The organism is Dinoroseobacter sp. PD6, from assembly GCF_028807315.1.
In the GTDB taxonomy this organism is placed as follows: Bacteria; Pseudomonadota; Alphaproteobacteria; order Rhodobacterales; family Rhodobacteraceae; genus Dinoroseobacter; species Dinoroseobacter shibae.
The window spans coordinates 386,928-412,439 of sequence record NZ_JARAMN010000001.1; the positions used below are offsets into that span (position 1 = coordinate 386,928).

Consider the following 25,512-nt stretch of genomic DNA (forward strand, 5'->3'; position numbering starts at 1 on the left):
GAGCGGCTTGCAGCACCGGGGCGGGAGGCTTACTATACCCATACGGAATAATCAGGAATTCGCCCATGCCGATGCAGGCCGATGAAATCGAAGCGCTTCTGCGCGAGAGTTTCCCCAACGCCCAGATCGTCGTCGAAGGGGATGACGGGGTGCACATGTCCGCGATGGTCGTCGACGAGAGCTTTCGCGGCAAGAACCGGGTGCAGCAGCAGCGCGCGGTCTATGCGGCGCTCAAGGGCAAGATGGACGGGCCCGCGGGCGAGTTGCACGCGCTGGCGCTGACCACGAAGGCGCCCTGATGGCCTGGACCACGCCCATCGTGCTGCTCTCGGGGGCGCTGCTTGCGGTGCTTCTGGCGCGTGCGGTCTGGGTGGTATGGTACGAAAAGCGGTTCCCGCAGGAGCGGGGCACCGCCCCGGGCGAGGGCTATACCGAGATCGAGGCGAATTACCACTCCGGCGGGCCGGGCGGCGGCCACTCTTCCATAATCCGGGTCCCGAAGGACCCGCAGGAATATGCACGATCCTTCGTGCCTCATCATGCCAAAGGAAAAGACCATGAGTGACGCAAACGAGCGTATCAAGGAGACCGTGACCAAGAACGATGTCGTTCTGTTCATGAAGGGCACCAAGACAATGCCGCAATGCGGATTCTCGAGCCGGGTGGCCGGGGTTCTGAATTTCATGGGGGTCGAATACACGGATGTGAACGTGCTGGCGGACGAGGAAATCCGGCAGGGGATCAAGGACTATTCCGACTGGCCGACCATCCCGCAGCTTTACGTCAAGGGCGAGTTCGTCGGCGGCTGCGATATCATCACCGAGATGACCCTGTCGGGCGAACTGGACCAGATGTTCGAGACCAACGCCGTGTCCTACAACAAGGAAGCCGCCGACAAGATCCGCGAAGCCAACGCCTGAGCCGGCTTTGCCGAGACTTTGAAAGCGCCTCCGGCCCGGGGGCGCTTTTTTCTTTGCCGGTCTCGGCGCGCTCTTCGTCGGGGGCGGGGAGGGCGGTTGGGCGCCGCATGGCGGTTTTTGCCGGGAGGAGGCAGGATCGAAGCGTTCTGCAGGTGGTGCGGGGTGTGTTGGGTTGTCTCCCCACCGGTGTGCGTGTAGCTGGGCCGCGGAAAAGTGAAGGGGTAGGTGCCATGGCCGCGCGCGTCAGGATTATGAGTTTTCGGAAACGCTTTGGCTGCATGATGCTTGCGCTGGCTGTTCTGGTCGTGGTGTCGGTCGGCGGGGCGTTCGCCCAGTCCGCCGACCCCGCCCCGGCGGAGGTGTCGGCACAAGCGGATCCCGAGGCCGCGCCGCCCGAGGACACCGCGCCGGCCTATCCTGCGGGTCTCGACGATCCGACACTCGAAATCGAGGAGCTGCGCCTGCGGCTGCTGCCGCTGACGGTCGATCAGCTTACGGAGCTTGCCGCTGCGTGGCAGGGGATCGTGGCCGGACAAACCCAGGCGGTGGTCGATGAATCGCTCGCGCTGGAGCGTCTGCCGACGCAGGAGCAGGAGGCCGCCCGGGCCCGCGTTGTCGCGTTGACGGAGACACGCAATGCCGGGTTCGATCGCTTCTCGGAAGTCGTGAGCAATCTGGCGCGCAAGGGCGGGGACCCGGCGACGGTGGAAACCTACCGGGCCTATCGATCCTCCATCGTCGTTCAGGAAAAGCAGGAGGCGGATTGGCGGACGCTGGCCGAAGGCGCGTTGAGCTGGGCGGTTGCGCGCGATGGCGGCGTGCAATTGGCGATCCGCATCGCGGTGATCGGCGGCGCGATATTCGCGCTGCTGCTCGTGGCCCGCATCGTGCGGGGGTATGCCCGGCGGATGTTCCGGAAGTTACCGAACTTGTCCAAGCTGTTGCAGGCGTTCTTGGCGACGATTGTCTATTGGCTGACCATTGCGGTGGGGTTGATGGTGGTCCTGTCTTCGCTGGGTGTGGACATCACGCCGCTCTTCGCGCTGTTCGGCGGTGGTGCCTTCATCCTGGCCTTTGCCATGCAGGAGACCCTGAGCAACCTGGCGGCGGGCGTGATGATCATGATCAACCGTCCCTTCGATGAGGGGGATTATGTCGATGTCGCGGGTCTTGGCGGGACGGTGAAGAACGTCTCTATCGTCTCGACCCAGATCGTGACGCCGGACAACCAAATCATCGTGATCCCGAACTCCAAGGTCTGGGGCGATGTCATCACCAACGTCACGGCGTCCGATACTCGCCGGGTCGATATGGTGTTCGGCATCGGCTATGGCGATTCGATCCAGGAGGCCCAGGCCGTTCTGGAGGAGGTGGTTTCGGGCCATCCCCTCGTGTTGAAGGATCCCGCCCCGGTGATCCGCGTGAACGAACTGGCCGACAGTGCCGTGAACTTCATCGTGCGGCCCTGGACCAAAACCACCGATTACTGGGCGGTTTATTGGGACCTGCAGCGCGCGGTGAAAGAGGCGTTCGATGCCAAGGACATCTCGATCCCGTTCCCGCAGACCGACATGCATCTCTACATGGCGCCGAAATCGTTGCCGGCGGCGGTCGATGGGCTGCCCTTGGCGCGGCAGACCTCCACCGGGCGCGGTCCCGGGCGCGACGACCCGGGTCCGGACGACGCCGCAGAGCCCGCGCCGGCCGCAGGCTGAGCGCGCCTGTCCGCGGTGCGGGGTCGGTGTGTCTGCCTTATGCGGCCTGCAGCCCCTCCATCACCGTGAAAAACCCGACCGTGATCCAGATCGCCTTCGGCTCACCCCGCAGGGCGGTGGCGGAGACCGCGGCACCGCCGATGGCGACCATGGCCACGGAGGCAGATGCGCTCCAACACATCGTCTCGTCCCTTCCCCGGGTCAGTGTGTCGTGAAACGCCGGGGCTTGGCAAGATCGGGGGCAGGTCGGTGGGACCGGGCGAGTAACGTCGCCGCCAAACTGTACAGTGACAGAGGGTTTTTGTCCGGGCGCGGGAACGCCAGAAAGAACAACGCGGTTCCGCAACTCAACCTCGTGCGCGCATGGCTCTTGGAAGGTGTCACCGGATCGGGCGCGTCCCGCGGCACTTGGGATAGCTCCGGCACCCCCAGAAGGCGGTTCCGGTTTTGCGCGCGGTGCGCTGGACCATGTCCGCGCCGCAGCGCGGGCAGGCGCTGGGTGTATCGGCTGCGCCCGTCTCGGGGGGCCGGGTCCTTCGTGGCCCGGTCTTGAGGGTTGCGTGGCGCGCCCTGTTCGCGGCGATATGCGCGTCTCTTGCCTCGGGGCCCCTGTCGAGACGCCGGAGTGTGTCATGGTGTCGATCGACTTCGGCTTCGGACAGGACCGGGGTCTGGAAGCGCCCGATCGGTTTGCCGAGCGCCCTCAGCCCCCAGCAGACCGTGTCCGGCATGGGCGTCTTTGGCTGCGCCTCTCCGGTGAAGACGACGAGGTTGTGCACGCGGTCCGATGAGATGCCCAACGCGCCCTGAACGGCGAGGACATGGGCATGGTTCTGGCGCAGCGGGTTCTGGAAGCTCTGCCTGCTGCGTTTGTGAACCTGGGTCCATCTGGCTTGATCGGCGCTTCCGAAGATCCAGCCGGACATGTTCTTGGTTTCGATGACGAATATCCCGAAGCGTGACAGGACGACATGGTCTATCTGGGTGGTGGCGTCGCCCAGGGGCAGAATCAGATCCGACAGGGTTTTGTAGCCCGATGCCGCGAGCCCATGGGCAAGCGCGCCCGCCACCTTGCGTTCGCCGCGCGCGCCTTTCCGCTCGGGTGTGTCTATCGCGGCCTTTCCTGCATAGAAGAGGGATTTCAGAAGAAAGCCCAGCATGGGCGCCTAAGCGGCCGCGGTGGCGCGCAAGAGGCGTGCGCGGGCGGGGGGGATGGCGCCGATCTCCAGCCCGGTGAAGACATGGAGCGTGTTCATCTCGCGGTCGACCACGGCGTGATCGCTGACCCAGCCGCCCATGAGCAGGTAGGTCCGCAATAGCGGCGGCATGGCCCGCATCGCCCGTTTGAGGTCCGGCTTCACCCGGGCCAGGCCCTGGGCGAAGGGAAACACCCGGGGCGATTTCACCCGCGGCAGCCAGCGCGAGGGGGCCAGGTGGCGTTCGGTGAGCAGGGCGAAGGCGTCGCGGTAAAGCTCGCCATCGGTGCCCTGGAAGGACGAGCAGCCGAAGAGCATGCCGACCCCATGGGCGTCCACATAGGCGGTCATCGCGCCCCAGGCCACGCGCAGGATGTCCGGGTCGTGGCGGTCGGGATGCAGGCAAAAGCGGCCCAGCTCCACCATCGGTTTGTCGAACTCGCGGAGCGCGGAGAGCTCGTAGAACTGCGCGGAATAGCTGCGCGCGATCTCGGCTCCGGTGGCCAGCGGCAGCAGGCGGAAACAACCCACCAGCGCCCCGTCGCCGATGTCGGTGACCATCACATGAAGGCAGGCCGCGTCGAAGGCATCGGCGTCCGGCGGCGCGTCGGGGCCGTGGAAGGCAAGCCCGCGCAGGCGCTGGCAGGCGGCGATGTCGGCCGGGCTCTCGGCCAGGCGCGCGGCATAGCGGCCCTTGGTCAATCGCGGCATCGTCACCTCCGGGGTCTTGGCGCTTGGGCTGCACAGTATATCTATGGGCGTGACCTTCAATGATGTTCGTGCCCCGCCGAGACGCGGGGTCGGGTCCCGGACAGGCACAGGAGACCGAAATGGAAAAAGTCGTCAAATCCGAAGAAGAGTGGAAGGCGCAGCTGAGCGATCTGGCCTACAAGGTGACGCGCAAGCATGGCACGGAGCGGGCGGGCACCCACGAGGATTTCCCCAAGGACCCCGGCACCTATCGCTGCGTGTGCTGCGATGCGCCGCTGTTCGACCAGGCCCACAAGTTCGAGAGCGGCACGGGATGGCCGTCGTTCTTTCAGCCGCTGGACGAGGAGATGGTGGGCGAGAGCGTGGACAAGAGCTGGTTCATGACCCGCACGGAGGTGCATTGCAATCGCTGCGACGCCCATCTCGGCCATGTCTTTCCGGACGGGCCGCAGCCCACGGGATTGCGGTATTGCATCAATGGTGTGGCGCTGAATTTCGAGCCGGAATAGGGGGCGCTGCCCCCGTCGCATGCCCGACTCCCCCGGAGTATTTTTGCACAGATGAAGCCGGGGCGGTTGAGGCCTGGGCCAGGCGGACGGCTTGCAGGCGGTCCAGTTCGGCCAAGGCCGTGTCCGGATCGCCGGTGCGGGCCAGCGCCTTGGCATAGGCACGGCGGACCGAGCGGGGCCGCCAGGGCAGGGCGGCCCCCGCCAGCCAGGCGCGCAGATGCGCAGGCAGGCGGTCGTAGTCGCCCATGGGATCCCCGCGCCGCCGGCGGCAGCGCAGGTGGGTCTGGCCGAGATTGCGGGTCATGGCTTTGCAGTCCCTGCGGTGGGTCGGATCAGAGGCAGCCCGCGAGGGTCGTAGCCATGTTGCGGATCAGCTGCGGATAGAGGTCGGGGCCGGGCGTGAGGTCGATCCCGATCGGGTCGATCACGCCGGTTCTGGCCTCGGTGCCGTCGAGCACGGTGTCCACCAGCCCGGCGTTGAATTGCGGCTCGGCCAGCACGCAGGTAATCCCCTCGTCCCGGACCCGGTCGCGGATCTCGGCGATGCGGGCGGGGCTGGGATCGGTAGCGTCGCTGAGCGAGATCGCTCCGGAGGCGGGGAAGTCAAAGGCGGTTTCGAAATACTGGTAGGCATCGTGGAAGACGATGAAGCTGCCGCCGCGGGCGGGGGCGAGGATCTCTGCCACCTCTGCCGAGAGGGCGTCGAGTTCGGTGCGGCCCTCGGTGGCGTTGGTGAAGTAGGTCGCGGCGTTGTCCGGGTCGGCGGTGGAGAGCTGTGTGGCGATCAGGGTCAGCCAGGCCGCGGCGTTCTGCGGCGAGAGCCAGGCATGGGGGTCGTGTTCGCCGTGGTCGTGGCCGGCGTGGGTTTCGTGGTCGTGATCGTCATGGGCGTGATCGTGGCTGGCGGCCTTTTCCGAAGAGTCGTGCGTGTGATCATGGTCGTGGTCGTGGTCGTGCGCGTGATCATGTTCCGCGTGGTCATGGTCATGGTCATGGTCATGGCTCGCGTGGTCATGCTCCTCGTCGCCATGATCATGATCGTGGGCTTCGAACAGGGCGCCCTCGCGGAAGGGCAGCAGGGTGGTCTCTTCGGCGTCCAGCAGGGTCGTGACACGGGCGTTGGTGGCGAGGGTCGCGACGGCGTCTTCCATCCAGGGGGCGAGGTCCGCGCCCATCCAGAACACGAGGTCGGCGTCCTGCAACGCGGCGGCCTCGGACGGGCGCAGGCTGTATTCATGGGGCGAGGCGCCGGGGGGCAGGATCAGGGTGGGGGTGCCGACGCCGTCCATGACGCGGGCCACGAGGGCGTGGACCGGCGCGATGTCGGTGGCCACGGTCGGCACATCCGCCAGGGCGGTGCCACCAAGCAGGGTGGTTGCAACGCAGAGAGTGGTCAGGTTTCTGGACATCGGTGCCCCCTTGTGATCTTATAACGTTACCGGCGGGATATATGATATATAATAACATGACAAGCGAGGACATGGGCATGTCGGCGGAAAATGCGGCCCCGATCGGGTTCGAGAAGCACGACCACGGTGCCTGCGTCAGCCAGGCGCTTGCGGCGGCCGAGGCGCGTTGTGCTGCCGAAGGGCTGCGTCTGACGCCGGTCCGGCGCAAGGTGCTGGAGTTGCTGTTGCGCGAGCATCGGGCACTTGGGGCTTATGCGATCCTCGATCTTCTGCGGGAGGCGGGGTTCGGCTCCCAGCCGCCGGTGGCGTACCGGGCGCTCGATTTCCTGTCCGAGCACGGGTTCGTGCACAAGATCGAGCGGCTCAATGCCTTCGTGGCCTGCGCCCATCCGACCGAGCGGCATTCGCCCGCCTTCATGATCTGCAGGCTGTGCGACGCGGTGGCGGAGGCGCAATCGCCGCCCTCGCGCGGGGCGCTGGGGGCGGCGGCGAAGGCGGCAGGGTTCCAGATCGAGAAGACCGTGGTGGAGGCGGAGGGCCTGTGCCCGGCCTGCATCGAAAAGGCTGACGCATGAGCCTGATTTCCGTGCGCGGATTGAGCGTGGCCTATGGGGCGCGCACGGTCCTGAGCCATGTGGACCTGACCCTGGAGCCTGGCGAGATCGTCACCATCGTCGGGCCCAACGGGTCGGGCAAGACCAGCCTTCTGCGCGCGATCATCGGTGCCGCGAAACCGATGCGCGGGGAGATCCGGCTCAAGCCCGGGCTGCGGCTGGGCTATGTGCCGCAGAAGCTGCATATCGATCCGACCCTGCCGATCACGGTGGAGCGGTTCATGCGCCTGCCCGAGAAGGTGCCGAAAGTGGCCTGCCAGGCGGCGCTGGAGGCCGCGGGCGTGCCGGACCTGCTGCGCCGGCAGATGTCGCAGCTATCGGGCGGGCAGTTCCAGCGGGTGCTTCTGGCGCGGGCGCTGATCAACCGGCCAGAGGTGCTGTTGCTGGACGAGGCGACGCAGGGGCTGGACCAGCCCGGCTCGGCCGCGTTCTATCGCCAGATCGAGACGGTGCGGCGCGAGACCGGCTGTGCCGTGCTGATGATCAGCCACGAGTTGCACGTGGTGATGAGTGCGTCGGACCGGGTGATCTGCCTCAACGGGCATGTGTGCTGCGAAGGCGCGCCCGCGGTGGTCGCCTCGGCCCCGGAGTACCGGGCATTGTTCGGGACCGGGACGGGTGGCGCGCTGGCGCTCTACCGGCACGACCATGACCACGATCACGACCATGACCATGACCATCCGCACAGTCACGAGGCGGCGGAATGATGCTGGACGATTTCATGACCCGCGCGACGCTGGCCGGGGTCGGCGTGGCCTTTGCCGCGGCCCCGCTGGGCTGTTTCGTGGTGTGGCGGCGGATGGCCTATTTCGGGGATGCCACGGCCCATGCGGCGATTCTGGGCGTGGCGCTGTCGCTGGCGCTGCAGATGTCGATTTTCGCAGGCGCGGTTCTGGTGGCGCTGCTCATGGCGCTGACGGTGACGTATCTGGCCGGGCGGGGCTATGCGATGGACACGTTGCTGGGGGTGATGGCCCATTCGGCGCTGGCCTTCGGGCTGGTGGCGGTGTCGTTCCTGTCGGGGGTGCGGATCGACCTGATGGCGTATCTGTTCGGTGATATCCTGTCGGTGTCGCGGATGGACCTGGTGGTGATCTGGGGTGGCGCGGCCCTGGTTGTGGGACTGATCCTGTGGCGATGGGCGGCGCTGCTGACGGCGACCCTGAACGAGGAGCTGGCCTATGCCAGCGGGCTCGATCCGCGGCGCGAACAGCTGGTGCTGACGGTGGCGCTGGCGATCACGGTGGCGGTGGCGATCAAGGTGGTGGGCGTGTTGCTGATTGCGGCGATGTTGATCATTCCGGCGGCGGCGGCCCGGGGGCTGGCGCGCACGCCGGAGGCCATGGCGGCCATCGCGGCGGGCATCGGGGCGCTGTCGGCGGTGGCCGGGTTGCGCGCGGCCTATGTGTTCGACACGCCTGCCGGGCCGTCGATCGTCTGTGTGGCCGCGCTGCTTTTTGCCGGGCTGAATCTCGCGGGCTGGCGCAGCGCGCGGGGTGCCTGAGCGGGCGGGCTCAGGGCATGCGCAGCGCACCGTCGAGCCGGATGGTCGTGCCGTTTAGGTAGCCGCATTCCAGGATGAAGGCCACGAGACGGGCGTATTCCACCGGATCGCCGAGGCGTTTTGGGAAGGTCACGTCGGCGGCGAGCGTCTCCATGATCTCTTCGCCGAGGCCGATCAGCATCGGCGTGCGGAAGATGCCCGGTGCGATGGACATCACGCGGATGCCCTCGCGGGCCAGATCGCGGGCCATGGGCAGGGACAGGCCCGTCACCCCGGCCTTGGAGGCGGCATAGGCGGCCTGGCCTTTCTGGCCGTCGAAGGCGGCGATGGAGGCCGTGGTGACGATCACCCCGCGCGCGCCGTCCGCATCGGGTGCGTTGCGGGCCATTTCGGCCGCCGCGAGCCGAGCGATGTTGAAGGTGCCCACCAGGTTGATGTCGATGGTGCGCTGGAAGGTGTCGAGCCCGTGGGGGCCGTCGCGGCCCAGGGTCTTGGCGCTGGTCGCAACTCCTGCGCAGGTCACGCAGGCGGTGATCCGGCCCAGGGCTGTGGCGGCGGCGGTGACGCCGGCCTCGGCGCTGACATCGTCGGTGACGTCGGTTTCGAAAAAGAGCGCGCCGCTTTCGGCGGCGAGCTGGTGGCCGCGGGTCGCATCCCGGTCGAGCACTGCGACCGCCGCGCCCTTGGCGCGCAAGTGGCGGACAGTGGCCTCGCCGAGGCCCGAGGCGCCGCCGGTAACGAGGATGGCGTGATCTGAAACCTGCATGGCGGCTCCTAATTTCTGAACGCTTGTTCATTTTCTTGCCCGCCCGGGACGGCTGTGTCCAGAGGGGATCGCGAGGGCGCGGGCGTCGCGCTGTGCGGCGTGGCTCAAGACACTGTGATCGGGCTGGTGGGACTCCGCGGGAAGTTGCCGTTCGTTGGTCGTAAAAACGCCCCTTTCCAGCGGGTTTTGGCCGATTCTGCGGACCCATGCGGATGTGAACGCGCGGGGGCTTTAACGGCAGCTACGCAATCCCACATACGCAGCGGTGAGGGCCGCAAGGGCCCACTCAGACCAAGGAGTTCACCATGAAGAGCAGTAAGTTTTCCCCCGTTGTCGCACTGGCCCTTCCGCTGGCGCTTTTCGGGGCACCGTCCCTCGCGGGCAGCCTGGAGGACCCGGTGGTGGAGCCGGTCCCCATGGCGCCGGCCCCCGTGGTTGTTTCCGGCCGGGACTGGACCGGCGGCTATGTGGGTGCGCAGATCGGGTATGGTGACGTCGGCACGAATGCGTCCGGCGTCGATGGCGACGGTCTGATCGGTGGCCTGATCGCGGGCTACGATTATGACTTCGGGTCCTACGTTCTGGGCGCCGGGATCGATTACGACATCGCGGATATCGACCTTGGGCCCGCGAGCCTGGAGGATGTGCTGCGGCTGAAGCTGCGGGCCGGCTTCGAGGCAGGACCGTCCCTGATCTATGCGACGGGCGGCTATGCGCGGGCGGGCACCGACAACTTGGGCAGCGATGATGGTTGGTTCGCGGGGGCCGGGGTGGAATACCCGCTGAGCCAGAACCTGAGCCTTGCGGGCGAAGTGCTCTATCACGAGTTCGACGATTTCGACGGCTCCGGGGTGGATGTGGATGCCACCACGGTGCAGGCGCGCCTGGCTTACCGGTTCTGAACCGCAGGCCTTGTGACGATTTGGGGCGGGTCCGGTCGGGCCCGCCCCTTTTTTGCGTCTTGGCAACCGGGCGCGGGACCGGCTATGACCGGAGCCATGACCCGGGATATCTGCATCTGCGCGATTTGCCCCGCCTGAGTTTCTCGGCGGGCCGTTGTCATCTGTTTCCACTGTGCGAATGAGTTGATAAGGCCCGGGGGGACCCTTTGGGGCTGCGCGCGAAGGACCTGTGATGACTGCGACCGAGCTCAAGCTGACCAACACGAAGACCCGCCGGAAAGAGGTCTTCACCCCGATCGACCCCGACAACGTGCGGATGTATGTCTGCGGGCCGACGGTTTATGACCGGGCGCATCTGGGCAATGCGCGCCCGGCGGTGGTGTTCGACATGCTGTTCCGGGTGCTGCGCGAGGTCTATGGGCCCGAGCATGTGACCTATGTGCGCAACATCACGGATGTGGACGACAAGATCAACGCGCGCGCCGCCGAGACCGGGCGCTCGATCCGGGAGATCACCGACGAGACCACGGGCTGGTACTTGGAGGATATGGCGGCGCTGGGGACGTTGCCGCCGACCCATGTGCCGCGGGCAACCGAGTATATCCCGCAGATGGTGGCGATGATCGAGACGCTGATCGCGCGCGGCCATGCCTATGTGGCCGAGGGCCATGTGTTGTTCGATGTGCGCAGCTACGGCGCCTATGGCGCGCTGTCGGGGCGGTCGGTGGACGACATGATCGCGGGCGCGCGGGTGGAGGTGGCGCCCTACAAGCGCGACCCGATGGATTTCGTGCTGTGGAAACCGTCGGAGGCGGGGCTGCCGGGCTGGGACAGCCCCTGGGGCCGCGGGCGGCCGGGCTGGCATATCGAGTGCTCGGCCATGAGCCATGAGCTTTTGGGGGAGAGTTTCGACATTCATGGCGGCGGGAATGATCTGCAATTCCCGCACCACGAGAACGAGATTGCGCAGAGCTGCTGCGCCCATCCCGAGGGGGGCTTTGCGAAGGTCTGGATGCATAACGAGATGCTGCAGGTAGAGGGCAAGAAGATGTCCAAGTCCTTGGGCAATTTCTTCACCGTGCGGGATCTGCTGGACCAGGGTGTGCCCGGGGAGGTGATCCGGTTCGTGTTTCTTGGCACGCATTATTCCAAGCCGATGGACTGGACGGAGAAAAAGGCGGAGGAAGCAAAGAAAACACTGGCCGGTTGGTACAATCTGACGGATGGCGTTCGAGCAATGAAGCGTGTCGATCAAGAGTTGCTTGAAGTGCTCTGCGATGACCTAAATTCGCCGGCTGCTATTGCGCGGCTCCATGAAATCGCGCGCAGGGGTACCGCGGAGCAATTGAAGTGGGCTCTCACTTTCCTCGGGTTTCCGGAAGCCGAAAAGGTCAACTGGTTTCGCGATTTTCATGTAACACTGACTGGTACGGCGGCGGAAGGTGATACTCCGCTGTACGTAGATGAAATTACGCCGTTTCTTAGGAAGTGGCAAAAGCTGCGTATGGAAAAAAACTATGAAGCAGCCGATGACTTGAAAGCGAAGCTAGAGGCTGTAGGACTGAAAATTTCGAATTTCAGGGACGGACCTGTCGCGAAGGTGCCAAGAGACTTTGATCCGAAGTGTTTGAAGGTTCTCCTATGACCAGCGCGATAGAGGAGGTTCGCGCCCGGCCCGAGGATGGGGGCGATTTCGCCCCCGCCCTGGGGGGCGGGTCGGGTGCGAACCGGACCGCAAGCGGCCCGGGGAGGATCGTTTTGCCGGGGAGGGCGGTCGAGGGCTGTTCGTGCCCAGGGCGGGAAAGGGTTGGTAGCTTGGTCGAGGTCATCAAAGGAGGTGCTCATGTCTAAGGAACGCCTCTACCTCTACGACACCACCTTGCGCGACGGGCAGCAGACCCAGGGCGTGCAGTTCTCGACCCCCGAGAAGCAGCAGATCGCGGCGGCGCTGGATGCGTTGGGGATCGACTTTATCGAGGGCGGCTGGCCCGGGGCGAACCCGACGGATAGCGAGTTTTTTGCTTCTGCGCCGACCTTTGATCATGCGCGGTTTGCGGCCTTCGGCATGACCAAGCGCGCCGGGTTCTCAGCGGAGAATGACGATGTGCTGGCTGCGGTGCTGAATGCGGGCACGCAGGCCGTGTGCCTTGTGGGCAAGTCGCATGAGTACCACGTGACCCGTGCGCTTGGGATTTCGCTGAAAGAGAATACCGAGAACATCGCGCGCTCGGTCGCCCATCTGGTGGCGCAGGGGCGCGAGGCTATTTTTGACGCGGAGCATTTCTTCGACGGCTATCTCGCGAACCCGGGCTATGCGGTGGAGACGTTGCAGGCCGCGCTGGAGGCCGGGGCGCGTTGGGTCGTTCTCTGCGACACAAATGGCGGGCGGCTCCCGGCGGAGGTGGGCCGGATCACGGCGGAGGTGATCGCGGCGGGGATCCCCGGCAATCATCTGGGCATTCACACCCATAACGACACCGGCAACGCGGTGGCCAATGCACTGGCCGCGATCGACGCGGGCGCGCGGCAGGTGCAGGGCACGCTGAACGGGCTGGGCGAGCGGTGCGGCAATGCCAATCTGGTGACGCTGATCCCGACCTTGCTGCTGAAGGAGCCGTATGCCAGCCGGTTCGAGACCGGGGTAAGTGCCGCAGCGCTGCGGGACCTGGTGCGGGTGTCGCGGACGCTGGACGATATTCTCAACCGGGTTCCGACCAAGAGCGCGCCCTATGTGGGCGCGTCGGCCTTTGCGCACAAGGCGGGCCTGCATGCCTCGGCGATCCTGAAGGACCCCAGCACTTACGAGCATATCCCGCCGGAGGCGGTGGGCAATGCGCGGGTCATTCCGATGTCGAACCAGGCCGGGCAGTCGAACCTGCGCAAGCGTCTGGCCGATGCGGGGATCGCCGTGCAGAAGGGGGATGCGCGGCTCGGGGCGCTTCTGGACGAGGTAAAGCGGCGGGAGGATATGGGATACTCTTTCGACAGTGCGCAGGCGTCGTTTGAACTGCTCGCGCGGCGGCATCTGGAGGGGCTGCCGGAGTTCTTCGAGGTCAAGCGCTACAGGGTGACGGTGGAGCGGCGCAAGAACAAGTACGACCGGATGGTCAGCCTCTCGGAGGCGGTGGTGGTCCTGAAGATCGGGGATGAGAAGATGCTGTCGGTGTCGGAGTCCATGGACGAGACCGGCTGCGACCGGGGGCCGGTGAACGCGCTGGCCAAGGCGCTCGGCAAGGATCTGGGGCCCTATACGCCCTATATCGAGGACCTGCGGCTGGTGGATTTCAAGGTGCGGATCACCAATGGCGGCACCGAGGCGGTGACCCGTGTTCTGATCGACAGCGAGGACGGGCAGGGGCGGCGCTGGTCCACCGTTGGTGTGTCGGCCAACATCGTGGATGCAAGCTTCGAGGCGCTGGTCGAGGCGATCCAGTGGAAGCTGATCCGCGACGGTGCGCCCCGCATCGCGCTGGCCGCCGAATGAGCCTCGAGGCCTGCGCGGGGCTGGTGGAGCGCGGTGATCCGGACCGGTTTCTCGCGACCATGGCCGCCCCGGTGCCGGCGCGCCGGGTACTGTTTCCGCTCTATGCGTTCAACATCGAGGTGAGCCGCGCGCCCTGGCTGACCGAAGAGCCGATGATCGCGGAGATGCGGCTGCAATGGTGGCGCGACGTTCTGGAGGAGATCCGGAGCGGCGCGAAGGTACGGTCCCACGAAGTGGCGACACCGCTGGCGGAGGTGCTGGACGCCGAAGCGGCAGCGGTGCTGGACCGGCTGGTGGCGGCGCGGCGGTGGGAGGTTTACCGCGATCCGTTCGAGGATCAGGCGGCGTTCGACGCCTATCTGGAGGAGACCGGTGCCGGGTTGGTCTGGGCCGCGGGGCGGGCCCTTGGTGCCGAGGCGGCGGCGGAGGCTGTGCTGCGCGGGCAGGGTTGGGCGGCGGCGCTGGCGCGGTATCTGCAGGCGGTGCCGGACCTGGGGGCGCGGGGGCGCATTCCGCTGGTCGACGGGCGGGCGGAGGCGGTGGCGGAGTTGGCGCGGCGCGGCCTGGCGCGGCTGGCGGAGGCCCGCGGTGCGCGAGGGATGGTCCCGGTTGCGGCGAGACCGGCGCTGCTTGCGGGCTGGCAGGCGGAGACGATCTTGCGGCAGGCGGCCAAGGCGCCGGGTCTGGTGGCAGCGGGCGGTCTGGGCTTGTCGGAGTTCGCCAAGCGCGCGCGGCTTGCGTGGGTCAGCGCCACGGGGCGGTGGTAGCGCGCAAAACTTTCATCAAAAAGTTTTGCCAAGGATTTTGCTTAAAATCCTTGGCTGCCGCGGGGGTGCTCAGAGCGCGGGCTTGGGTTTCAGCACAAGCCAGATCAGGGTGGCCCCAGCCAGCGCCAGCAGCGGCACCATGGCCAGGTTCACCGCGTTCCAGCCCGCGACCACGTCGCCGCCGGAGCAGTTCATCAGTCCCCCCGATGCGAGCGAGGCGAGGGTCACGCAGCCAAAGACCAGCGCGTCGTTCAGCCCCTGGATCCGGCCGCGTTCGGCCGTGCTGTGGGCGGAGGCCAGCATGGTTGTGGCCCCTATGAAGCCGAAGTTCCAGCCGAGCCCGAGAAGCGCCAGCGCCACGAAGAAATTCCCCAAGGCCACACCCGAGAGCGCCACAACCCCCGCCAGCCCGAGGATCAGCAGGCCGAGGGCCACGATCCGCTCCACGCCGAAGCGGTTGATCAGGTGGCCGGTGAAGAAACTCGGCGCGAACATGGCGATCACGTGCAGGCTGACGACATCCGCCGCGTTGCCCGTGGTGAAGCCGCAACCGACCACTGCCAGCGGGGTCGAGGTCATCACCAGGTTCATCAGCGCATAGGCGACCATCCCGCAGACCACCGCGGTCAGGATGACCGGGTCGCGCAGCATCTCGCGGCGGCTGCGACCGCCCTCGACTCCCTTGGGCACGGGCGCGGGCTTGGGCAGGTCGAGAAAGAAGAAGAGGCCAACGCCGATCAGGTTGATCGCCAGTGCGACCAGGTAGGTGCCGAGAAACGGCACCACGAAGAGGTCGGTGGTAACCTTCACCAGTTGCGGCCCGATCAGGGCCGAGATCAGTCCGCCGGCCATTACGTAGGAGATCGCCTTGGGCCGGAAAGTCTCGCTCGCGCTGTCGGCGGCGGCGAAACGGTAAAAGCCCTGGGCGCTCATGTAGCTGCCGGTCAGGAAGGAGCCGAGCAGGAAGACATAGAAGCTCCCCGTGGCGAGCCCGATTGCTCCGATGATGCTGCCGAGCGCGCCGCCCATGGCGCCGATCACGAAGCCGGTGCGACGCCCGTGCCGCTGCATCACGCCCGAGAGCCACGGGGCTGTGGCCATGGATCCCGCCACGATCAGCGAGATCGGCAGGGTTGCGAGGCAGGGATGGGGGCTGAGCATCTGACCCGCCAGCCCGCCGATCACGAAGATCATGGTGATCTGGCTGCCGAGGAAGGCTTGGGCTGCGACCAGAACGGCGACATTGCGCCTGGCGCGGCGGTCGTCGGTCTGGGCGGGGTCGGTGATCGTGCTCATGAACGGTTGCTAGCGGCTTCGGGGCGGCGGGGGAAGCGGCTATTCGGTCGCGTCGGCGGGATCATGGGGCGCTGTCTGGGGCGACGATGTGGGCGAAGCTGCCGCAGACCGATCCGCGCCACAGGCCGGTCTCGCCCAGGGGCACGCCGGTGGCATCCGCGGCAGCGAAGAGCGGCGGCCCCTCGGCGCGCAGGGTGGCGGCGTAGTGGAACTCATGTCCGCGGAACGGGCCGGAGAAGGGGCCGCCGAGGGGCCGTAGGGTGCGGTAGCCCAGGTGCAGTTTGCGGTGAGCGAACGAGGTCTCGAGCGTCAGCAGTCCGGCCATGCGGTGGCGTATGCCGTCGGCATCGACGAGGCCATCGCCCAGCACCATGTAGCCGCCGCATTCGCCGTAGATCAGGGTGTCGCGTCCGGCCGCGCGGCGCAGGCTGTCGAGGAAAATGGTCGCGGCGGCGAGCTTGCCCGCGTGCAGCTCCGGGTAGCCGCCGGGCAGGAAGATCGCGTCGGCGTCTTCGGGTGCGGGGTCGTCGGCCAGCGGGGAGAAGGGCAGAACCTCCGCCCCCGCGGCGCGCCAGGCTTGCAGCATATGCGGGTAGGCGAAGCCGAAGGCGGCGTCTCGGGCCACCGCGATCCGCTGGCCCGGCGGCGGCAAGGCGGTCGGAACGGTGGGGCCGTCGGGCAGGGGGCGGGCGCAGGCGGTCAGCGCATCGAGATCCACCGTCGCGCCGATCTGGGCCCCGGCGCGGGCGAGGAAGGCGTCGAGATCCGCGCGCTCGGTCGCCTGCACGAGCCCGAGATGGCGCGATGGCGTTGCGAGATCCGCACGGCGGGGCACGGCGCCGAGCACGGGAATGCCGAGGGGTGCGAGGGCTGTGCGCAGCATGTCGGTGTGTCGGGGCGAGCCGACGCGGTTCAGGATCACCCCGGCCACGGTTACATCCGGGTCGTGGTGGGCGAACCCGGCCACCAGTGGAGCGATGGACTGGGCCATGCGCGCGGCATCCACGATCAGCACCACCGGCAGGCCGAGATGGCGGGCGAGATCCGCGCTGGCACCGGAGCCGTCCGCCGCCCCGTCGAAGAGCCCCATCGCCCCTTCGACGATCAGCAGGTCGGGCCCGCTGGCCAAGTGGCGCAGCATGTCGGGCGTCATCGCCCAAGGGTCGAGATTGAGACAGTCCTGCCCGGTGGCAGCGGCGTGAAACTGCGGGTCGATATAGTCCGGGCCGGATTTCGCCCCCCGCACGGCCAGCCCGCGCGCGCTCAGCGCAGCCAGGATGCCGAGGGTGACGGTGGTCTTGCCAGCGCCCGACGCAGGGGCGGCAAGGAGCAGCCCGCGCCCGCGCGGGGCGCTCACCCGGCCTCCGCCGGGCGGCCCCGGCCGAGGGGGTCGAGGTCGCGCGGCGCGGCGCCGGTGGCCATTGACTGCCAGTCGAGGACCTGGCGCATCAGGACCGCGCGTCCGACGCAGATGATCGCGGGCGGGGCGAGGCCCGCGCGGGCGATATCCGCAGCGGCGGTGCCGAGGGTCGTCTCAAGCACCTGCTGGGCGTCGGTCGCGGCGGAGGTGACCACGGCCACCGGTTCGTCCGGGGCGCGGCCGCCCGCGATCAGGGCCTCGGCGATGCGGGCGATATGCTTCATGCCCATGTAGATCACGATGACCTGGCTGCCGCGGGCGATGCCCTCCCAGTCGAGAGTGGACGGCGTCGCGCCGCTCTGGTCGTGGCCGGTCACGAAGGTGACGGATTGGTTCACGTCCCGGTGGGTCACCGGTACGCCCGCATAGGCCAGCCCTCCGATCCCGGCGGAGATGCCTGGGATGATGCGGATCGGGATGCCGTGCTGCACGAGGGTCTGGGCCTCTTCGCCGCCGCGGCCGAAGACGAACGGATCGCCGCCCTTGAGCCGCAGCACCCGGCGGCCCTCGCGGGCCAGTGCGATCAGACGCAGGGAGATGTCGCGCTGCTTGGCGGAGGGCTTGCCGCCACGCTTGCCGGCATAGACCTTCTCCGCCTGCGGGTTGGCCCAGTCGAGCACCCTGTCGTCGACAAGGGCGTCGTAGACGATCACGTCCGCCTGGCGCAGGGCATTGACCGCATGCAGCGTCAGCAGGCCCGGATCGCCGGGCCCCGCGCCGCAAAGCCAGACCCAGCCCGGGGACATCTGCGGCAGGGAGGAGAAGGGGGAGTCGCTCATGTGGCTGTTATGACGCAGGGTTTCCGGCGCGCAAAGGGGCCATGCGCCGCAAGAGAGGTGATTTGCGCCGCCCGCGCCCGGGCGTATAGTCGCGCCGATGACACGCAAGCCCGACCTTGACCGAGACCTGCGCCGCGGCTGGACCACGGGGGCCTGTGCGACGGCGGCCACCAAGGCGGCGCTGAGCGCGCTCTGGGATGGAGCGTTTCCGCGCGAGGTGCAGATCACGTTGCCGAAGGGGGAGACGCCGGTCTTTACGCTGGCGCACCAAGCGTCCGGGCCGGGCTGGGCCGAGGCGGGGATCACCAAGGATGCGGGCGATGATCCGGACGTGACCCACGGGGCGCTGGTGATCGCGCGGGTTGCGGCCTCGGAGGGCGGGGTGCGGTTTGTCGCCGGGGACGGCGTGGGCCACGTGACCAAGGCGGGATTGCCGATCGGTGTGGGCGAGCCTGCGATCAACCCGGTGCCGCGGGCGATGATGGTGGCGGAGGTCGAAGCGCTCGCCACCGCCCATGGCCTTGCGCCGGATGTGACAATCACCGTGTCGATCCCCGGGGGCGCCGAATTGGCCGCCAAGACCTGGAACCCGCGTCTGGGCATCAAGGGCGGCCTGTCGATCCTGGGGACCACGGGCGTGGTGCGGCCATTTTCCTGCGCGGCCTGGATCGCGTCGATCCACCGGGGCATCGACGTGGCGCGCGCCGAGGGGGTCGCCCATGTGGCGGGCACCACGGGCGCGACTTCGGAGGCGACGGTACAGCGGCTCTACGGGTTGCCGGATCATGCGATGCTGGACATGGGCGATTTCGTGGGCGGGATGGTGAAATACCTGCGCCGCCACCCGGTGCCGCGGCTGACCGTGGGGGGCGGGATCGGCAAGATGACCAAGCTGGCGCAGGGGGCGGTGGACCTGCATTCCAAGCGCTCGCAGGTGGATTTCGCGGCCCTTGCCGACAGCTTCGGCGCGGCGGAGATCGCGGGCTGCAACACGGCGCTGGAGGCGCTTGAGCGGTGCGGACCGCCGCTGGCGGAGCATGTGGCGACCCGCGCACTGGCGCAGTTGCGCCGGATGGTGGGGCCCGAGACGGAGGTCGATACGGTCGTGATCGACCGGGCGGGGCAGATCATGGGGCGGGCGTCATGAGCCGGCTCTTGCTGCTTGGCGGGACGGCGGAGGCGCGCGAGATCGCGCAGGCACTGGCGGGCCGTGTGGACGGAGTGCTGTCGCTGGCCGGGCGGACCCGCGCGCCGGAGCGCGACGGAATGCCGACGCGGATCGGGGGCTTCGGCGGGGCGGACGGGTTCGCGCGGTACCTGCGCGAGGCCGAGATTGGCCGGATTCTGGACGCAACGCACCCGTTTGCCGCCGAGATGTCGCGCCGTTCCGCCCGGGTCGCGGCCGAATGTGTCGTACCGTATCTGATGCTGCGGCGGCCCGGATGGACGGCGGTTGCGGGCGACCGCTGGTACCGGGTGCCCGACACGGCGGCGGCGGCGCGTGTGCCGGGACCGCGCGACCGGGTGTTTCTGGCCACGGGGCGGCAGACTTTGACGGATTTCGCGCAAATGGAGGCGGCCTATTGCTGGTGCCGCCAGATCGACCCGCCGGAGGAGGCGTTCCCCTTCGAGAACGGCGAATTCCTCGTGGCGCGCCCGCCCTTTCCAGTCGAGGATGAGCTTGCGCTCTTCCGGCGCCTTGGGGTGACGGTCTTGGTGGTCAAGGATGCGGGCGGGGCGGCGAGCCGGTCCAAGCTGGACGCGGCGCGGGCGCTGGGGATCCGGGTGGTGATGATCGACCGGCCCGACCTGTCGGAATTGCCGCAGGTGGAGACGGTGGCCGCGGCCCTGGCCTGGGTGGAGGGTGCGTCATGTCCGTCGGACGCCTGATCGAGACGCCCGAGTGCCTGACCGAGGGCAGCGCGCACCTGGCCCGGGTGGAGCCGCGATTCGCTGCGGCCTTTACCGAGACCGGGCCGCTGCCCCTGCGGCGCAGGCCGGATGGGTTCGAGGCGCTGCTCTCGGCCATTGTCAGCCAGCAGGTTTCGGTGGCGGCGGCCAATGCGATCTGGGGGCGGCTGAAGGAGGCGCGCCTGACCGGGCCGCGCAAGGTGATCTGGGCGACCGAGCAAGAGCTGCGCGCCTGTGGACTGTCGCGGCAGAAGATCCGCTATGCCAAGGCGCTGGCCGAGGCGCGGATCCCGTTTCGCGATCTGCGCGCGGCCCCCACGGAGGAGGTCATCACCACGCTGGTGGCGGTCCCGGGGATCGGGCGCTGGACCGCGGAGATCTACGCCATGTTCTCGCTCGGGCGGGCGGATGTGTTCGCGCCAGCGGACCTGGCCTTGCAAGAATCGGCGCGTCTGCTTTTCGCCCTGCCCGAGCGACCCACCGAGAAGGCCCTGCGCGAGATGGCCGCGCCCTGGGCACCCTGGCGGGCGGTTGCGGCGCGGGGGCTCTGGGCCTACTACCATGTGGCAAAGAACCGAGAGGGCATCCGATGACGCGCATTCTGGAACATGGTCGCAAGGGCCCGGCGCAGGGAACAGCGAAGCGGGTGGTCGTGCTGCTCCATGGCTACGGGGCCGACGGCAACGACTTGCTGGGGCTGGCTGACCCGCTGTCGCCGCACATGCCGGACACCGCCTTTCTCGCCCCGAACGCGCCGGAGCGGTGTGTGAACAACCCCATGGGTTATCAGTGGTTTCCGATCCCCTGGCTCGATGGATCCTCGGAGGAAGAGGCGACCGTGGCGATGGAACGGGCAGTCGACGACCTGAATGCGTTTCTTGACACGGTACTTGAGGAAGAGGGGATAAGCCCTGAAAACCTCATGCTTTTGGGATTCTCGCAAGGGACGATGATGAGCCTGCATGTGGCGCCGCGCCGGGATGAGGCGGTGGCGGGTGTGGTGGGCTTTTCCGGGCGGCTGCTTGGGCCAGAGCGGCTGGAGGATGAGGTGAAGGTCAAGATGCCGGTGCTGCTGATCCACGGGGATCAGGACGATGTGGTGCCGCCCGCATCCTTGCCGGAGGCGGCCAATGCCCTGACCGCCGCGGGGTTCGAGGTATATGCCCATATCTCCAAGGGGACGGCCCATGGCATCGCGCCGGACGGGTTGTCGGTGGCGTTGGCCTTCATGCGCGACAAGCTCCGGCTGGAGACGGACTGACCCCGCGCCTCTGCCCGGTTTTTCAGCGTCACGCCCCTGTCACATCTGCCGCGTAGCCCTGCGACCGAGCCACCGTATCTACGGGGCTTGTCAGGTGGCGAACGCCATATATAGTCATGGAAAGTGAACGGGGCGGGGTGTCCCCGCCTTGGTCCGGCAGGCGGATAGACGAGGCGGAGACGGAGTCCCATGAGTGATCTGGTAGAGCGCGAGTTCCGAACGAGTTTCGTGCGAGACCCGCAGAGCCTGCGTCACAATCCTGCGCTGGTGCTGAATGCCGATTACCGACCCTTGTCGTACTATCCCCTTTCGCTCTGGACCTGGCAGGAAGCTGTCAAGGCGGCTTTTCTGGAGCGGGTGACTATCCTTGCGGAATACGACGACGTGGTGCGCAGTCCCACCACGGAGATCAAAATCCCGTCGGTGGTAGTCCTGAAAGATTACGTCAAACCCCAGAAGCGCGTGGCCTTCACGCGCTTCAATCTTTTCCTGAGGGATCAATTCTGTTGCCAGTATTGCGGCGACAAGGGCGATCTGACTTTCGACCACGTGGTGCCGCGCGCCTCCGGGGGCGTGACGAGTTGGGAAAACGTGGTGGCGGCCTGTTCGCGGTGCAACCTCAAGAAAGGGTCGAAATCCCTGCGGGCCTCGGGCATGAGCCTGCGCCAGACCCCGCGCCAGCCGGCGGCTGAGCAGCTACGCAACATGGGGCGGAAGTTTCCGCCCAACTACCTGCACGAGAGTTGGATGGATTTCCTCTATTGGGACGCGGAACTGGAAGCCTGAGCACGGCGTTGCTGTCCTGACCCGGTGCGGGGCCTTGCGCCCCTGTCGGCTAATGTCCACACGGGCCGCAAGGTCGGGGGCGGGTCACGCCCTTTTCCCGATGAACCCTCGAAAAACTGGAGAGTGCCGTGAAGCTCAAGATCGACGTGCAAATGAGTTACGATCTCGATCCGTCGGGCACGGTGCTGCTGACACTGGAGTTGGCGGAGTTTCCGGGGCAGCGCATCCTGCGCAGTGCGCTCGACATCGATCACGCGCGAGTGTCGCGGGTGCAGGGGGCCGAGGGGATCGGCCAGCGCACCTGGGCGCGGATCAGCTATCCTCAGATGTGGCTTGGCTACACCGCCCAGGTCGAGGTGACGCGACCTAAGGTGGAGCTTGCCCCGCTGGCCCATACGCCGATGCATGATCTGCCGGGCGAGACGCTGAGCTTCCTGCGCCCGTCGCGTTTCTGCCAGTCTGACAAGTTTGCGACATTCGTCGATCGGCGGTTCGGGGATATGCAGGGCGGCGCCAAGGTGGCGGCCATCCTGGAGTGGATTGCGGAGGAGATGATCTACGTCCCCACCGCGTCCAATTCCGAGACCACGGTGATGGAGACCTTCGTGGACCGACAGGGTGTGTGCCGGGACTACGTGCATATGGTCTGCGCGCTCTGCCGGGCGGCGGGCATTCCGGCGCGTTACGCGTCGGTCTACGGGAGCGGGGTGACGCCGCCGGATTTTCACGCGGTGGCGGAGGTCTGGCTCGACGGCGCCTGGCGGCTGGTGGACGCCACGGGCATGTGCGCGCCCGATGAGATGGCGGTGATCGCGGTGGGGCGCGATGCCTGCGATGTGGCCTTCATGGAAACCGAGGGCCCCGCGATGCTGATCTCGCAATCGGTCACCGTGACGGCCGCCTGAGCGCAGGCTGTCAGGCCGAACAGCTCGCCCCGCCCAGCACGCAGAACTTGGCGCAATGGGGATGGTTGAGCTGCACCGCGCCCTCGGCCTCGGCCAGGGTTTCGCCCAGTTCGAATTCCGGGCTGTAGGGCAGGAGGGTGCAGGCGAGCACGGCCGGTTTGTCTGCGCCGCGGCGTTTGACCACCATGCGGGACGAGGCGCACATGACGTCATCGGGAGATTTGTTCAGGATCCTCCAGCAGGCGGTGGTGATTTCGGGCACCTCGGCGCGTTCGTCCATTTCTGGAAAGAGCACGGTCTCGCCCGGGTTGAAGGCGTCGATCTGAAACCCGTGCTCGGCATAGAGGCGGGCATAGCCTTCGCGGCTTTCGGCATCGGTATCGCCCCAGACCGTTCGGCCCGCGACCGCCATCCGGATACCGTTGTCGCGCAGCCAGGCCATGCCCTGCAAGGTCTTGGCGAAGCTGCCCTTGCCGCGTTCCTCGTCATGGAGTTTCTCGGACCAGTGATCGACGCTGATCCGCAGGGTCAGCTTGTCGCCATAGGCCGCATGCAGCCGCAAGAGGCCTTCGCGCATGGTTTTGCGCATCATCGGCAACATGGCGTTGGTGAGAATCAGCACCTCGTAGCCGCGGGCCAGCGCGGCCTCGGTCATTTCGATCATCTCGGGATTCATGAACGGCTCGCCGCCGGTAAACGCGATCTCGCGCACGCCCCAGTTGCGGTCTTCGAGCTGGTCTAGATAGTCGGTCACCTCGGCGGCGGTGATGTAGACCAGCCGGTCATTGGTCGGCGAACTTTCGATATAACAGTTCGCGCATTCGATATTGCAGAGCGTGCCGGTGTTGAACCAAAGGGTTTGCGGGTTGGTCAGCGCGACGGAGGCGCGGGTTTCTCCGGTCGCAGTGACGAACGGGTCCTGGAATTTGCCGGCATTGGCCGCGAGGTCTTTCATCGAAGTCTCCGTTGTGTTGCCGCAGGAATAGTCGCTGCGCGCGCCTGAGAAAACCCGGGCGGGCGGAAGTGACGCTGTTGTGATTGTGCGTGCGGCGCTTAACGTGCTGGACAGTGGGCCGTTTGCTTTCTAAACAGGCGCCGTTAGCGCTAACGATCTGGGTTGGTCCCGGACAGGCGTCATGCGAGAGACTGAGGTCGCCGAGAGCCCCGGCCCTCAACAGACCAGCTGGAGGTGTTGGAATGGTGGCACGTGTTATTCCGGTCGAGGATTTCGACCTGGTGATTTTCGGTGGCACGGGTGACCTGGCGCGACGCAAGATCCTGCCGGGGTTGTTCCACCGCTACCTCGCCGGGCAGATCCCGCGCGAAGCGCGCATCGTCGGGGCGGCGCGGTCCGAAATGGATGCCGAGGGCTACCGGGCGTTCACGCGCGAAGCGTTGCAGGAATTCGCGCCGAACTCCTGCAAGGATGGCGGGCAGGTCGAGGCGTTTCTGGCGATGCTGTCATATGTGGCGATCGACGCGCGCGGGGATGGCGGCTGGACGGAGTTGGCAGGCCTGATGCGGCCGGATGTGGTGCAGGCGTTCTACTTCTCGGTGGCACCTGCGCTGTTCGGTGACCTGGCCGAGAGGTTGCACGGGCATGGCATCGCGACGGAGGCCTCGCGAATCGTTGTCGAGAAGCCCTTCGGCCGTGACCTGGAGAGTGCGCGCCAGCTCAACCGCGGCCTGGCGGAGTATTTTACGGAAGAACAGATTTACCGCATCGATCATTATCTCGGCAAGGAAACGGTGCAGAACCTGATGGCGGTGCGGTTCGGCAACGTGCTGTTCGAGCCGTTGTGGAACGCGCAATTCGTCGATCACATCCAGGTCACCGTGGCCGAGACCGTGGGCGTGGGCGGGCGTGGCGAGTATTACGACAAGTCCGGGGCGATGCGGGACATGGTGCAGAATCACCTGATGCAGCTGTTGTGCCTGATCGCCATGGAACCGCCGAGCAAGTTCGACCCGGATGCGGTGCGCGACGAGAAGCTGAAGGTTATCCGGGCGCTCGATCCGGTGGCGCCCGAGGATATCGTGCGCGGCCAATACCGGGCGGGTGAGGACGGGCCGAGTTATCTCGAAGAGGTAGGCGACCCCAGGAGCACGACCGAGAGCTTCATCGCGCTGAAGGTGCATGTGGCCAACTGGCGCTGGAACGGCACGCCGTTTTATCTACGCACAGGCAAGCGGTTGCGCGCGCGCATGTCCGAGATCGTGGTGGTTTTCAAGGAGCCGCCGCATTCGATCTTTGGCGACGACGCGGGGCGCAGTGCAAACATCCTGACGATCCGGCTGCAGCCCGACGAGGGCATGACCTTGCAGGTGACGATCAAGGAACCGGGCCCGGGGGGGATGCGTTTGATCGACGTGCCGCTCGACATGAGTTTCGCCGAGGCTCTGGGCGAGAGCGGAAATCAGATGCCGGATGCCTATGAGCGGCTTATCATGGATGTGGTGCGGGGCAATCAGACATTGTTCATGCGCGGGGACGAGGTGGAGGCCGCCTGGGCCTGGACCGATCCGCTCATTGCTGGTTGGGAAGCGCGGCGCGACAAGCCGCAGGCCTATCATCCGGGCACGAACGGGCCGGAAGACAGCCTGATGCTCTTGCACCGGGACGGCCGCCGCTGGCGCGATCTCGAAGCCTGAGGGGA

The 25,512-nt window shown here is 66.9% G+C and carries 29 protein-coding genes; 19 read left to right on the forward strand and 10 right to left on the reverse strand.

The genetic code is table 11. The features are described 5' to 3' along the window. The first annotated feature begins 65 nt into the window (after nucleotides 1–65). From PVW48_RS01740 to PVW48_RS01755, 4 genes are all read left to right on the forward strand, one after another. Nucleotides 66–299, forward strand: coding sequence for a BolA/IbaG family iron-sulfur metabolism protein (locus PVW48_RS01740; protein ID WP_012178384.1), 234 nt, complete (start codon nucleotides 66–68; stop codon nucleotides 297–299). After that, on the forward strand, nucleotides 299–565 hold the full coding sequence (locus PVW48_RS01745; protein ID WP_012178383.1) for a hypothetical protein: 267 nt from the start codon (nucleotides 299–301) through the stop codon (nucleotides 563–565). The genes PVW48_RS01740 and PVW48_RS01745 overlap by 1 nt, the downstream gene beginning before the upstream one ends. Beyond that, the gene (gene grxD / locus PVW48_RS01750; protein ID WP_012178382.1) at nucleotides 558–920 is read left to right on the forward strand and encodes a Grx4 family monothiol glutaredoxin; all 363 of its coding nucleotides are present in this window, start codon (nucleotides 558–560) and stop codon (nucleotides 918–920) included. The genes PVW48_RS01745 and grxD overlap by 8 nt, the downstream gene beginning before the upstream one ends. A gap of 278 nt (nucleotides 921–1,198) precedes the next feature. Next, nucleotides 1,199–2,635 carry a mechanosensitive ion channel family protein gene (locus tag PVW48_RS01755; protein WP_274580002.1) on the forward strand — a complete coding sequence of 479 codons (1,437 nt, stop codon included), beginning with the start codon at nucleotides 1,199–1,201 and terminating at the stop codon, nucleotides 2,633–2,635. A 37-nt stretch (nucleotides 2,636–2,672) separates the two neighbouring features. Here the strand turns inward: PVW48_RS01755 and PVW48_RS01760 are convergent, their stop codons facing one another. The 3 genes from PVW48_RS01760 to PVW48_RS01770 all read right to left on the reverse strand — a co-directional run bounded on the left by PVW48_RS01760 (nucleotide 2,673) and on the right by PVW48_RS01770 (nucleotide 4,542). Beyond that, entirely contained in the window at nucleotides 2,673–2,816 is a 144-nt protein-coding gene (locus PVW48_RS01760; protein WP_274580003.1) for a hypothetical protein, read from the reverse strand. A gap of 199 nt (nucleotides 2,817–3,015) precedes the next feature. Next, on the reverse strand, nucleotides 3,016–3,795 hold the full coding sequence (locus PVW48_RS20100) for an NERD domain-containing protein (protein ID WP_274580005.1): 780 nt from the start codon (nucleotides 3,793–3,795) through the stop codon (nucleotides 3,016–3,018). 6 nt (nucleotides 3,796–3,801) lie between these two features. Beyond that, nucleotides 3,802–4,542: a GNAT family N-acetyltransferase gene (locus PVW48_RS01770; protein ID WP_274580007.1), complete on the reverse strand. Its 741-nt coding sequence runs from the start codon at nucleotides 4,540–4,542 to the stop codon at nucleotides 3,802–3,804. Between the two features lie 119 nt (nucleotides 4,543–4,661). Here PVW48_RS01770 and msrB point away from each other — a divergent pair, with 119 nt between their 5' ends. Beyond that, the gene (msrB, locus tag PVW48_RS01775) at nucleotides 4,662–5,051 is read left to right on the forward strand and encodes a peptide-methionine (R)-S-oxide reductase MsrB (RefSeq protein ID WP_044027701.1); all 390 of its coding nucleotides are present in this window, start codon (nucleotides 4,662–4,664) and stop codon (nucleotides 5,049–5,051) included. Here the strand turns inward: msrB and PVW48_RS01780 are convergent. Both PVW48_RS01780 and PVW48_RS01785 read right to left on the reverse strand, forming a co-directional pair. Continuing rightward, nucleotides 5,017–5,355: a DUF6525 family protein gene (locus PVW48_RS01780; RefSeq protein WP_012178377.1), complete on the reverse strand. Its 339-nt coding sequence runs from the start codon at nucleotides 5,353–5,355 to the stop codon at nucleotides 5,017–5,019. The two genes, msrB and PVW48_RS01780, sit on opposite strands and share 35 nt — an antisense overlap. 28 nt (nucleotides 5,356–5,383) lie before the next feature. Then, the gene (locus PVW48_RS01785) at nucleotides 5,384–6,460 is read right to left on the reverse strand and encodes a zinc ABC transporter substrate-binding protein (protein WP_274580008.1); all 1,077 of its coding nucleotides are present in this window, start codon (nucleotides 6,458–6,460) and stop codon (nucleotides 5,384–5,386) included. Nucleotides 6,461–6,537: 77 nt separating this feature from the next. Here PVW48_RS01785 and PVW48_RS01790 point away from each other — a divergent pair, with 77 nt between their 5' ends. Genes PVW48_RS01790 through PVW48_RS01800 form a run of 3 tightly spaced genes read left to right on the forward strand, consistent with a single transcriptional unit; the run spans nucleotide 6,538 to nucleotide 8,578 of the window. Then, nucleotides 6,538–7,035: a transcriptional repressor gene (locus PVW48_RS01790; protein ID WP_012178375.1), complete on the forward strand. Its 498-nt coding sequence runs from the start codon at nucleotides 6,538–6,540 to the stop codon at nucleotides 7,033–7,035. Continuing rightward, a complete protein-coding gene (locus tag PVW48_RS01795; protein WP_274580009.1) occupies nucleotides 7,032–7,781 on the forward strand; it encodes a metal ABC transporter ATP-binding protein in 750 nt (249 codons plus the stop codon). The genes PVW48_RS01790 and PVW48_RS01795 overlap by 4 nt, the downstream gene beginning before the upstream one ends. Then, nucleotides 7,781–8,578, forward strand: a complete 798-nt coding sequence (locus tag PVW48_RS01800; protein WP_044028565.1) for a metal ABC transporter permease — start codon at nucleotides 7,781–7,783, stop codon at nucleotides 8,576–8,578. Before PVW48_RS01795 ends, PVW48_RS01800 begins: the two co-directional genes overlap by 1 nt. Nucleotides 8,579–8,588: 10 nt before the next feature. On the opposite strand, the gene PVW48_RS01805 is transcribed toward PVW48_RS01800, so the two are convergent. Beyond that, nucleotides 8,589–9,344 (reverse strand): SDR family NAD(P)-dependent oxidoreductase, encoded by a 756-nt coding sequence (locus tag PVW48_RS01805; RefSeq protein ID WP_274580010.1) that lies wholly within the window; start codon nucleotides 9,342–9,344, stop codon nucleotides 8,589–8,591. Between the two features lie 305 nt (nucleotides 9,345–9,649). Between PVW48_RS01805 and PVW48_RS01810 the strand changes: the two genes are divergently transcribed. The 4 genes from PVW48_RS01810 (at nucleotide 9,650) to PVW48_RS01825 (ending at nucleotide 14,497) form a co-directional block, all read left to right on the forward strand. Next, complete coding sequence (locus PVW48_RS01810) at nucleotides 9,650–10,246, forward strand: outer membrane protein (RefSeq protein WP_012178371.1); 597 nt, start codon at nucleotides 9,650–9,652, stop codon at nucleotides 10,244–10,246. A gap of 232 nt (nucleotides 10,247–10,478) precedes the next feature. Beyond that, nucleotides 10,479–11,891 (forward strand): cysteine--tRNA ligase, encoded by a 1,413-nt coding sequence (gene cysS, locus PVW48_RS01815; RefSeq protein ID WP_274580013.1) that lies wholly within the window; start codon nucleotides 10,479–10,481, stop codon nucleotides 11,889–11,891. A 198-nt stretch (nucleotides 11,892–12,089) separates the two neighbouring features. Continuing rightward, nucleotides 12,090–13,730 carry a citramalate synthase gene (gene cimA, locus PVW48_RS01820; protein ID WP_274580015.1) on the forward strand — a complete coding sequence of 547 codons (1,641 nt, stop codon included), beginning with the start codon at nucleotides 12,090–12,092 and terminating at the stop codon, nucleotides 13,728–13,730. Beyond that, nucleotides 13,727–14,497 carry a squalene/phytoene synthase family protein gene (locus PVW48_RS01825; RefSeq protein ID WP_274580016.1) on the forward strand — a complete coding sequence of 257 codons (771 nt, stop codon included), beginning with the start codon at nucleotides 13,727–13,729 and terminating at the stop codon, nucleotides 14,495–14,497. Before cimA ends, PVW48_RS01825 begins: the two co-directional genes overlap by 4 nt. Before the next feature lie 69 nt (nucleotides 14,498–14,566). Here PVW48_RS01825 and PVW48_RS01830 read toward each other — a convergent pair whose 3' ends face one another. The 3 genes from PVW48_RS01830 to cobA form a co-directional block, all read right to left on the reverse strand. After that, a complete protein-coding gene (locus tag PVW48_RS01830) occupies nucleotides 14,567–15,793 on the reverse strand; it encodes an MFS transporter (protein ID WP_274580018.1) in 1,227 nt (408 codons plus the stop codon). Nucleotides 15,794–15,854: 61 nt separating this feature from the next. Further along, the gene (locus tag PVW48_RS01835) at nucleotides 15,855–17,150 is read right to left on the reverse strand and encodes a cobyrinate a,c-diamide synthase (RefSeq protein ID WP_274580020.1); all 1,296 of its coding nucleotides are present in this window, start codon (nucleotides 17,148–17,150) and stop codon (nucleotides 15,855–15,857) included. Continuing rightward, the gene (gene cobA, locus PVW48_RS01840) at nucleotides 17,147–17,992 is read right to left on the reverse strand and encodes a uroporphyrinogen-III C-methyltransferase (RefSeq protein WP_274580021.1); all 846 of its coding nucleotides are present in this window, start codon (nucleotides 17,990–17,992) and stop codon (nucleotides 17,147–17,149) included. The genes PVW48_RS01835 and cobA overlap by 4 nt, the downstream gene beginning before the upstream one ends. A 97-nt stretch (nucleotides 17,993–18,089) precedes the next feature. Here cobA and PVW48_RS01845 point away from each other — a divergent pair, with 97 nt between their 5' ends. From PVW48_RS01845 to PVW48_RS01870, 6 genes are all read left to right on the forward strand, one after another. Continuing rightward, a complete protein-coding gene (locus tag PVW48_RS01845) occupies nucleotides 18,090–19,139 on the forward strand; it encodes a cobalt-precorrin-5B (C(1))-methyltransferase (protein WP_274580022.1) in 1,050 nt (349 codons plus the stop codon). Next, nucleotides 19,136–19,882, forward strand: coding sequence for a cobalt-precorrin-6A reductase (locus tag PVW48_RS01850; protein ID WP_274580024.1), 747 nt, complete (start codon nucleotides 19,136–19,138; stop codon nucleotides 19,880–19,882). Before PVW48_RS01845 ends, PVW48_RS01850 begins: the two co-directional genes overlap by 4 nt. Next, nucleotides 19,864–20,496, forward strand: coding sequence for a DNA-3-methyladenine glycosylase family protein (locus PVW48_RS01855; RefSeq protein ID WP_274580025.1), 633 nt, complete (start codon nucleotides 19,864–19,866; stop codon nucleotides 20,494–20,496). The genes PVW48_RS01850 and PVW48_RS01855 overlap by 19 nt, the downstream gene beginning before the upstream one ends. Next, the gene (locus PVW48_RS01860; protein WP_274580026.1) at nucleotides 20,493–21,164 is read left to right on the forward strand and encodes an alpha/beta hydrolase; all 672 of its coding nucleotides are present in this window, start codon (nucleotides 20,493–20,495) and stop codon (nucleotides 21,162–21,164) included. The genes PVW48_RS01855 and PVW48_RS01860 overlap by 4 nt, the downstream gene beginning before the upstream one ends. Nucleotides 21,165–21,353: 189 nt before the next feature. Further along, complete coding sequence (locus tag PVW48_RS01865) at nucleotides 21,354–21,950, forward strand: HNH endonuclease (RefSeq protein ID WP_012178359.1); 597 nt, start codon at nucleotides 21,354–21,356, stop codon at nucleotides 21,948–21,950. Between the two features lie 128 nt (nucleotides 21,951–22,078). After that, nucleotides 22,079–22,855: a transglutaminase-like domain-containing protein gene (locus PVW48_RS01870; protein WP_274580027.1), complete on the forward strand. Its 777-nt coding sequence runs from the start codon at nucleotides 22,079–22,081 to the stop codon at nucleotides 22,853–22,855. Nucleotides 22,856–22,865: 10 nt separating this feature from the next. On the opposite strand, the gene PVW48_RS01875 is transcribed toward PVW48_RS01870, so the two are convergent. After that, nucleotides 22,866–23,810, reverse strand: coding sequence for a radical SAM protein (locus tag PVW48_RS01875; protein ID WP_274580030.1), 945 nt, complete (start codon nucleotides 23,808–23,810; stop codon nucleotides 22,866–22,868). A 242-nt stretch (nucleotides 23,811–24,052) separates the two neighbouring features. Here PVW48_RS01875 and zwf point away from each other — a divergent pair, with 242 nt between their 5' ends. Further along, nucleotides 24,053–25,507 carry a glucose-6-phosphate dehydrogenase gene (zwf, locus tag PVW48_RS01880; protein ID WP_274580032.1) on the forward strand — a complete coding sequence of 485 codons (1,455 nt, stop codon included), beginning with the start codon at nucleotides 24,053–24,055 and terminating at the stop codon, nucleotides 25,505–25,507. The last annotated feature ends 5 nt before the right edge of the window (nucleotides 25,508–25,512 follow it).

What these genes read in the sequence shown, in the direction of transcription:
- PVW48_RS01755 (WP_274580002.1), top strand. Translation starts at nt 1,199, where the DNA reads ATGATGCTTGCGCTGGCTGTTCTGGTCGTGGTGTCGGTCGGCGGGGCG.
- PVW48_RS01875 (WP_274580030.1), bottom strand. Translation starts at nt 23,810, where the DNA reads ATGAAAGACCTCGCGGCCAATGCCGGCAAATTCCAGGACCCGTTCGTC.
- PVW48_RS01745 (WP_012178383.1), top strand. Translation starts at nt 299, where the DNA reads ATGGCCTGGACCACGCCCATCGTGCTGCTCTCGGGGGCGCTGCTTGCG.
- PVW48_RS01830 (WP_274580018.1), bottom strand. Translation starts at nt 15,793, where the DNA reads ATGAGCACGATCACCGACCCCGCCCAGACCGACGACCGCCGCGCCAGG.
- zwf (WP_274580032.1), top strand. Translation starts at nt 24,053, where the DNA reads ATGGTGGCACGTGTTATTCCGGTCGAGGATTTCGACCTGGTGATTTTC.
- PVW48_RS01850 (WP_274580024.1), top strand. Translation starts at nt 19,136, where the DNA reads ATGAGCCGGCTCTTGCTGCTTGGCGGGACGGCGGAGGCGCGCGAGATC.
- PVW48_RS01785 (WP_274580008.1), bottom strand. Translation starts at nt 6,460, where the DNA reads ATGTCCAGAAACCTGACCACTCTCTGCGTTGCAACCACCCTGCTTGGT.
- PVW48_RS01740 (WP_012178384.1), top strand. Translation starts at nt 66, where the DNA reads ATGCCGATGCAGGCCGATGAAATCGAAGCGCTTCTGCGCGAGAGTTTC.
- cobA (WP_274580021.1), bottom strand. Translation starts at nt 17,992, where the DNA reads ATGAGCGACTCCCCCTTCTCCTCCCTGCCGCAGATGTCCCCGGGCTGG.
- cimA (WP_274580015.1), top strand. Translation starts at nt 12,090, where the DNA reads ATGTCTAAGGAACGCCTCTACCTCTACGACACCACCTTGCGCGACGGG.
- PVW48_RS20100 (WP_274580005.1), bottom strand. Translation starts at nt 3,795, where the DNA reads ATGCTGGGCTTTCTTCTGAAATCCCTCTTCTATGCAGGAAAGGCCGCG.
- PVW48_RS01855 (WP_274580025.1), top strand. Translation starts at nt 19,864, where the DNA reads ATGTCCGTCGGACGCCTGATCGAGACGCCCGAGTGCCTGACCGAGGGC.
- grxD (WP_012178382.1), top strand. Translation starts at nt 558, where the DNA reads ATGAGTGACGCAAACGAGCGTATCAAGGAGACCGTGACCAAGAACGAT.
- PVW48_RS01760 (WP_274580003.1), bottom strand. Translation starts at nt 2,816, where the DNA reads ATGTGTTGGAGCGCATCTGCCTCCGTGGCCATGGTCGCCATCGGCGGT.
- PVW48_RS01810 (WP_012178371.1), top strand. Translation starts at nt 9,650, where the DNA reads ATGAAGAGCAGTAAGTTTTCCCCCGTTGTCGCACTGGCCCTTCCGCTG.
- PVW48_RS01790 (WP_012178375.1), top strand. Translation starts at nt 6,538, where the DNA reads ATGTCGGCGGAAAATGCGGCCCCGATCGGGTTCGAGAAGCACGACCAC.
- PVW48_RS01795 (WP_274580009.1), top strand. Translation starts at nt 7,032, where the DNA reads ATGAGCCTGATTTCCGTGCGCGGATTGAGCGTGGCCTATGGGGCGCGC.
- PVW48_RS01770 (WP_274580007.1), bottom strand. Translation starts at nt 4,542, where the DNA reads ATGCCGCGATTGACCAAGGGCCGCTATGCCGCGCGCCTGGCCGAGAGC.
- PVW48_RS01800 (WP_044028565.1), top strand. Translation starts at nt 7,781, where the DNA reads ATGCTGGACGATTTCATGACCCGCGCGACGCTGGCCGGGGTCGGCGTG.
- PVW48_RS01780 (WP_012178377.1), bottom strand. Translation starts at nt 5,355, where the DNA reads ATGACCCGCAATCTCGGCCAGACCCACCTGCGCTGCCGCCGGCGGCGC.
- msrB (WP_044027701.1), top strand. Translation starts at nt 4,662, where the DNA reads ATGGAAAAAGTCGTCAAATCCGAAGAAGAGTGGAAGGCGCAGCTGAGC.
- cysS (WP_274580013.1), top strand. Translation starts at nt 10,479, where the DNA reads ATGACTGCGACCGAGCTCAAGCTGACCAACACGAAGACCCGCCGGAAA.
- PVW48_RS01865 (WP_012178359.1), top strand. Translation starts at nt 21,354, where the DNA reads ATGAGTGATCTGGTAGAGCGCGAGTTCCGAACGAGTTTCGTGCGAGAC.
- PVW48_RS01845 (WP_274580022.1), top strand. Translation starts at nt 18,090, where the DNA reads ATGACACGCAAGCCCGACCTTGACCGAGACCTGCGCCGCGGCTGGACC.
- PVW48_RS01860 (WP_274580026.1), top strand. Translation starts at nt 20,493, where the DNA reads ATGACGCGCATTCTGGAACATGGTCGCAAGGGCCCGGCGCAGGGAACA.
- PVW48_RS01825 (WP_274580016.1), top strand. Translation starts at nt 13,727, where the DNA reads ATGAGCCTCGAGGCCTGCGCGGGGCTGGTGGAGCGCGGTGATCCGGAC.
- PVW48_RS01805 (WP_274580010.1), bottom strand. Translation starts at nt 9,344, where the DNA reads ATGCAGGTTTCAGATCACGCCATCCTCGTTACCGGCGGCGCCTCGGGC.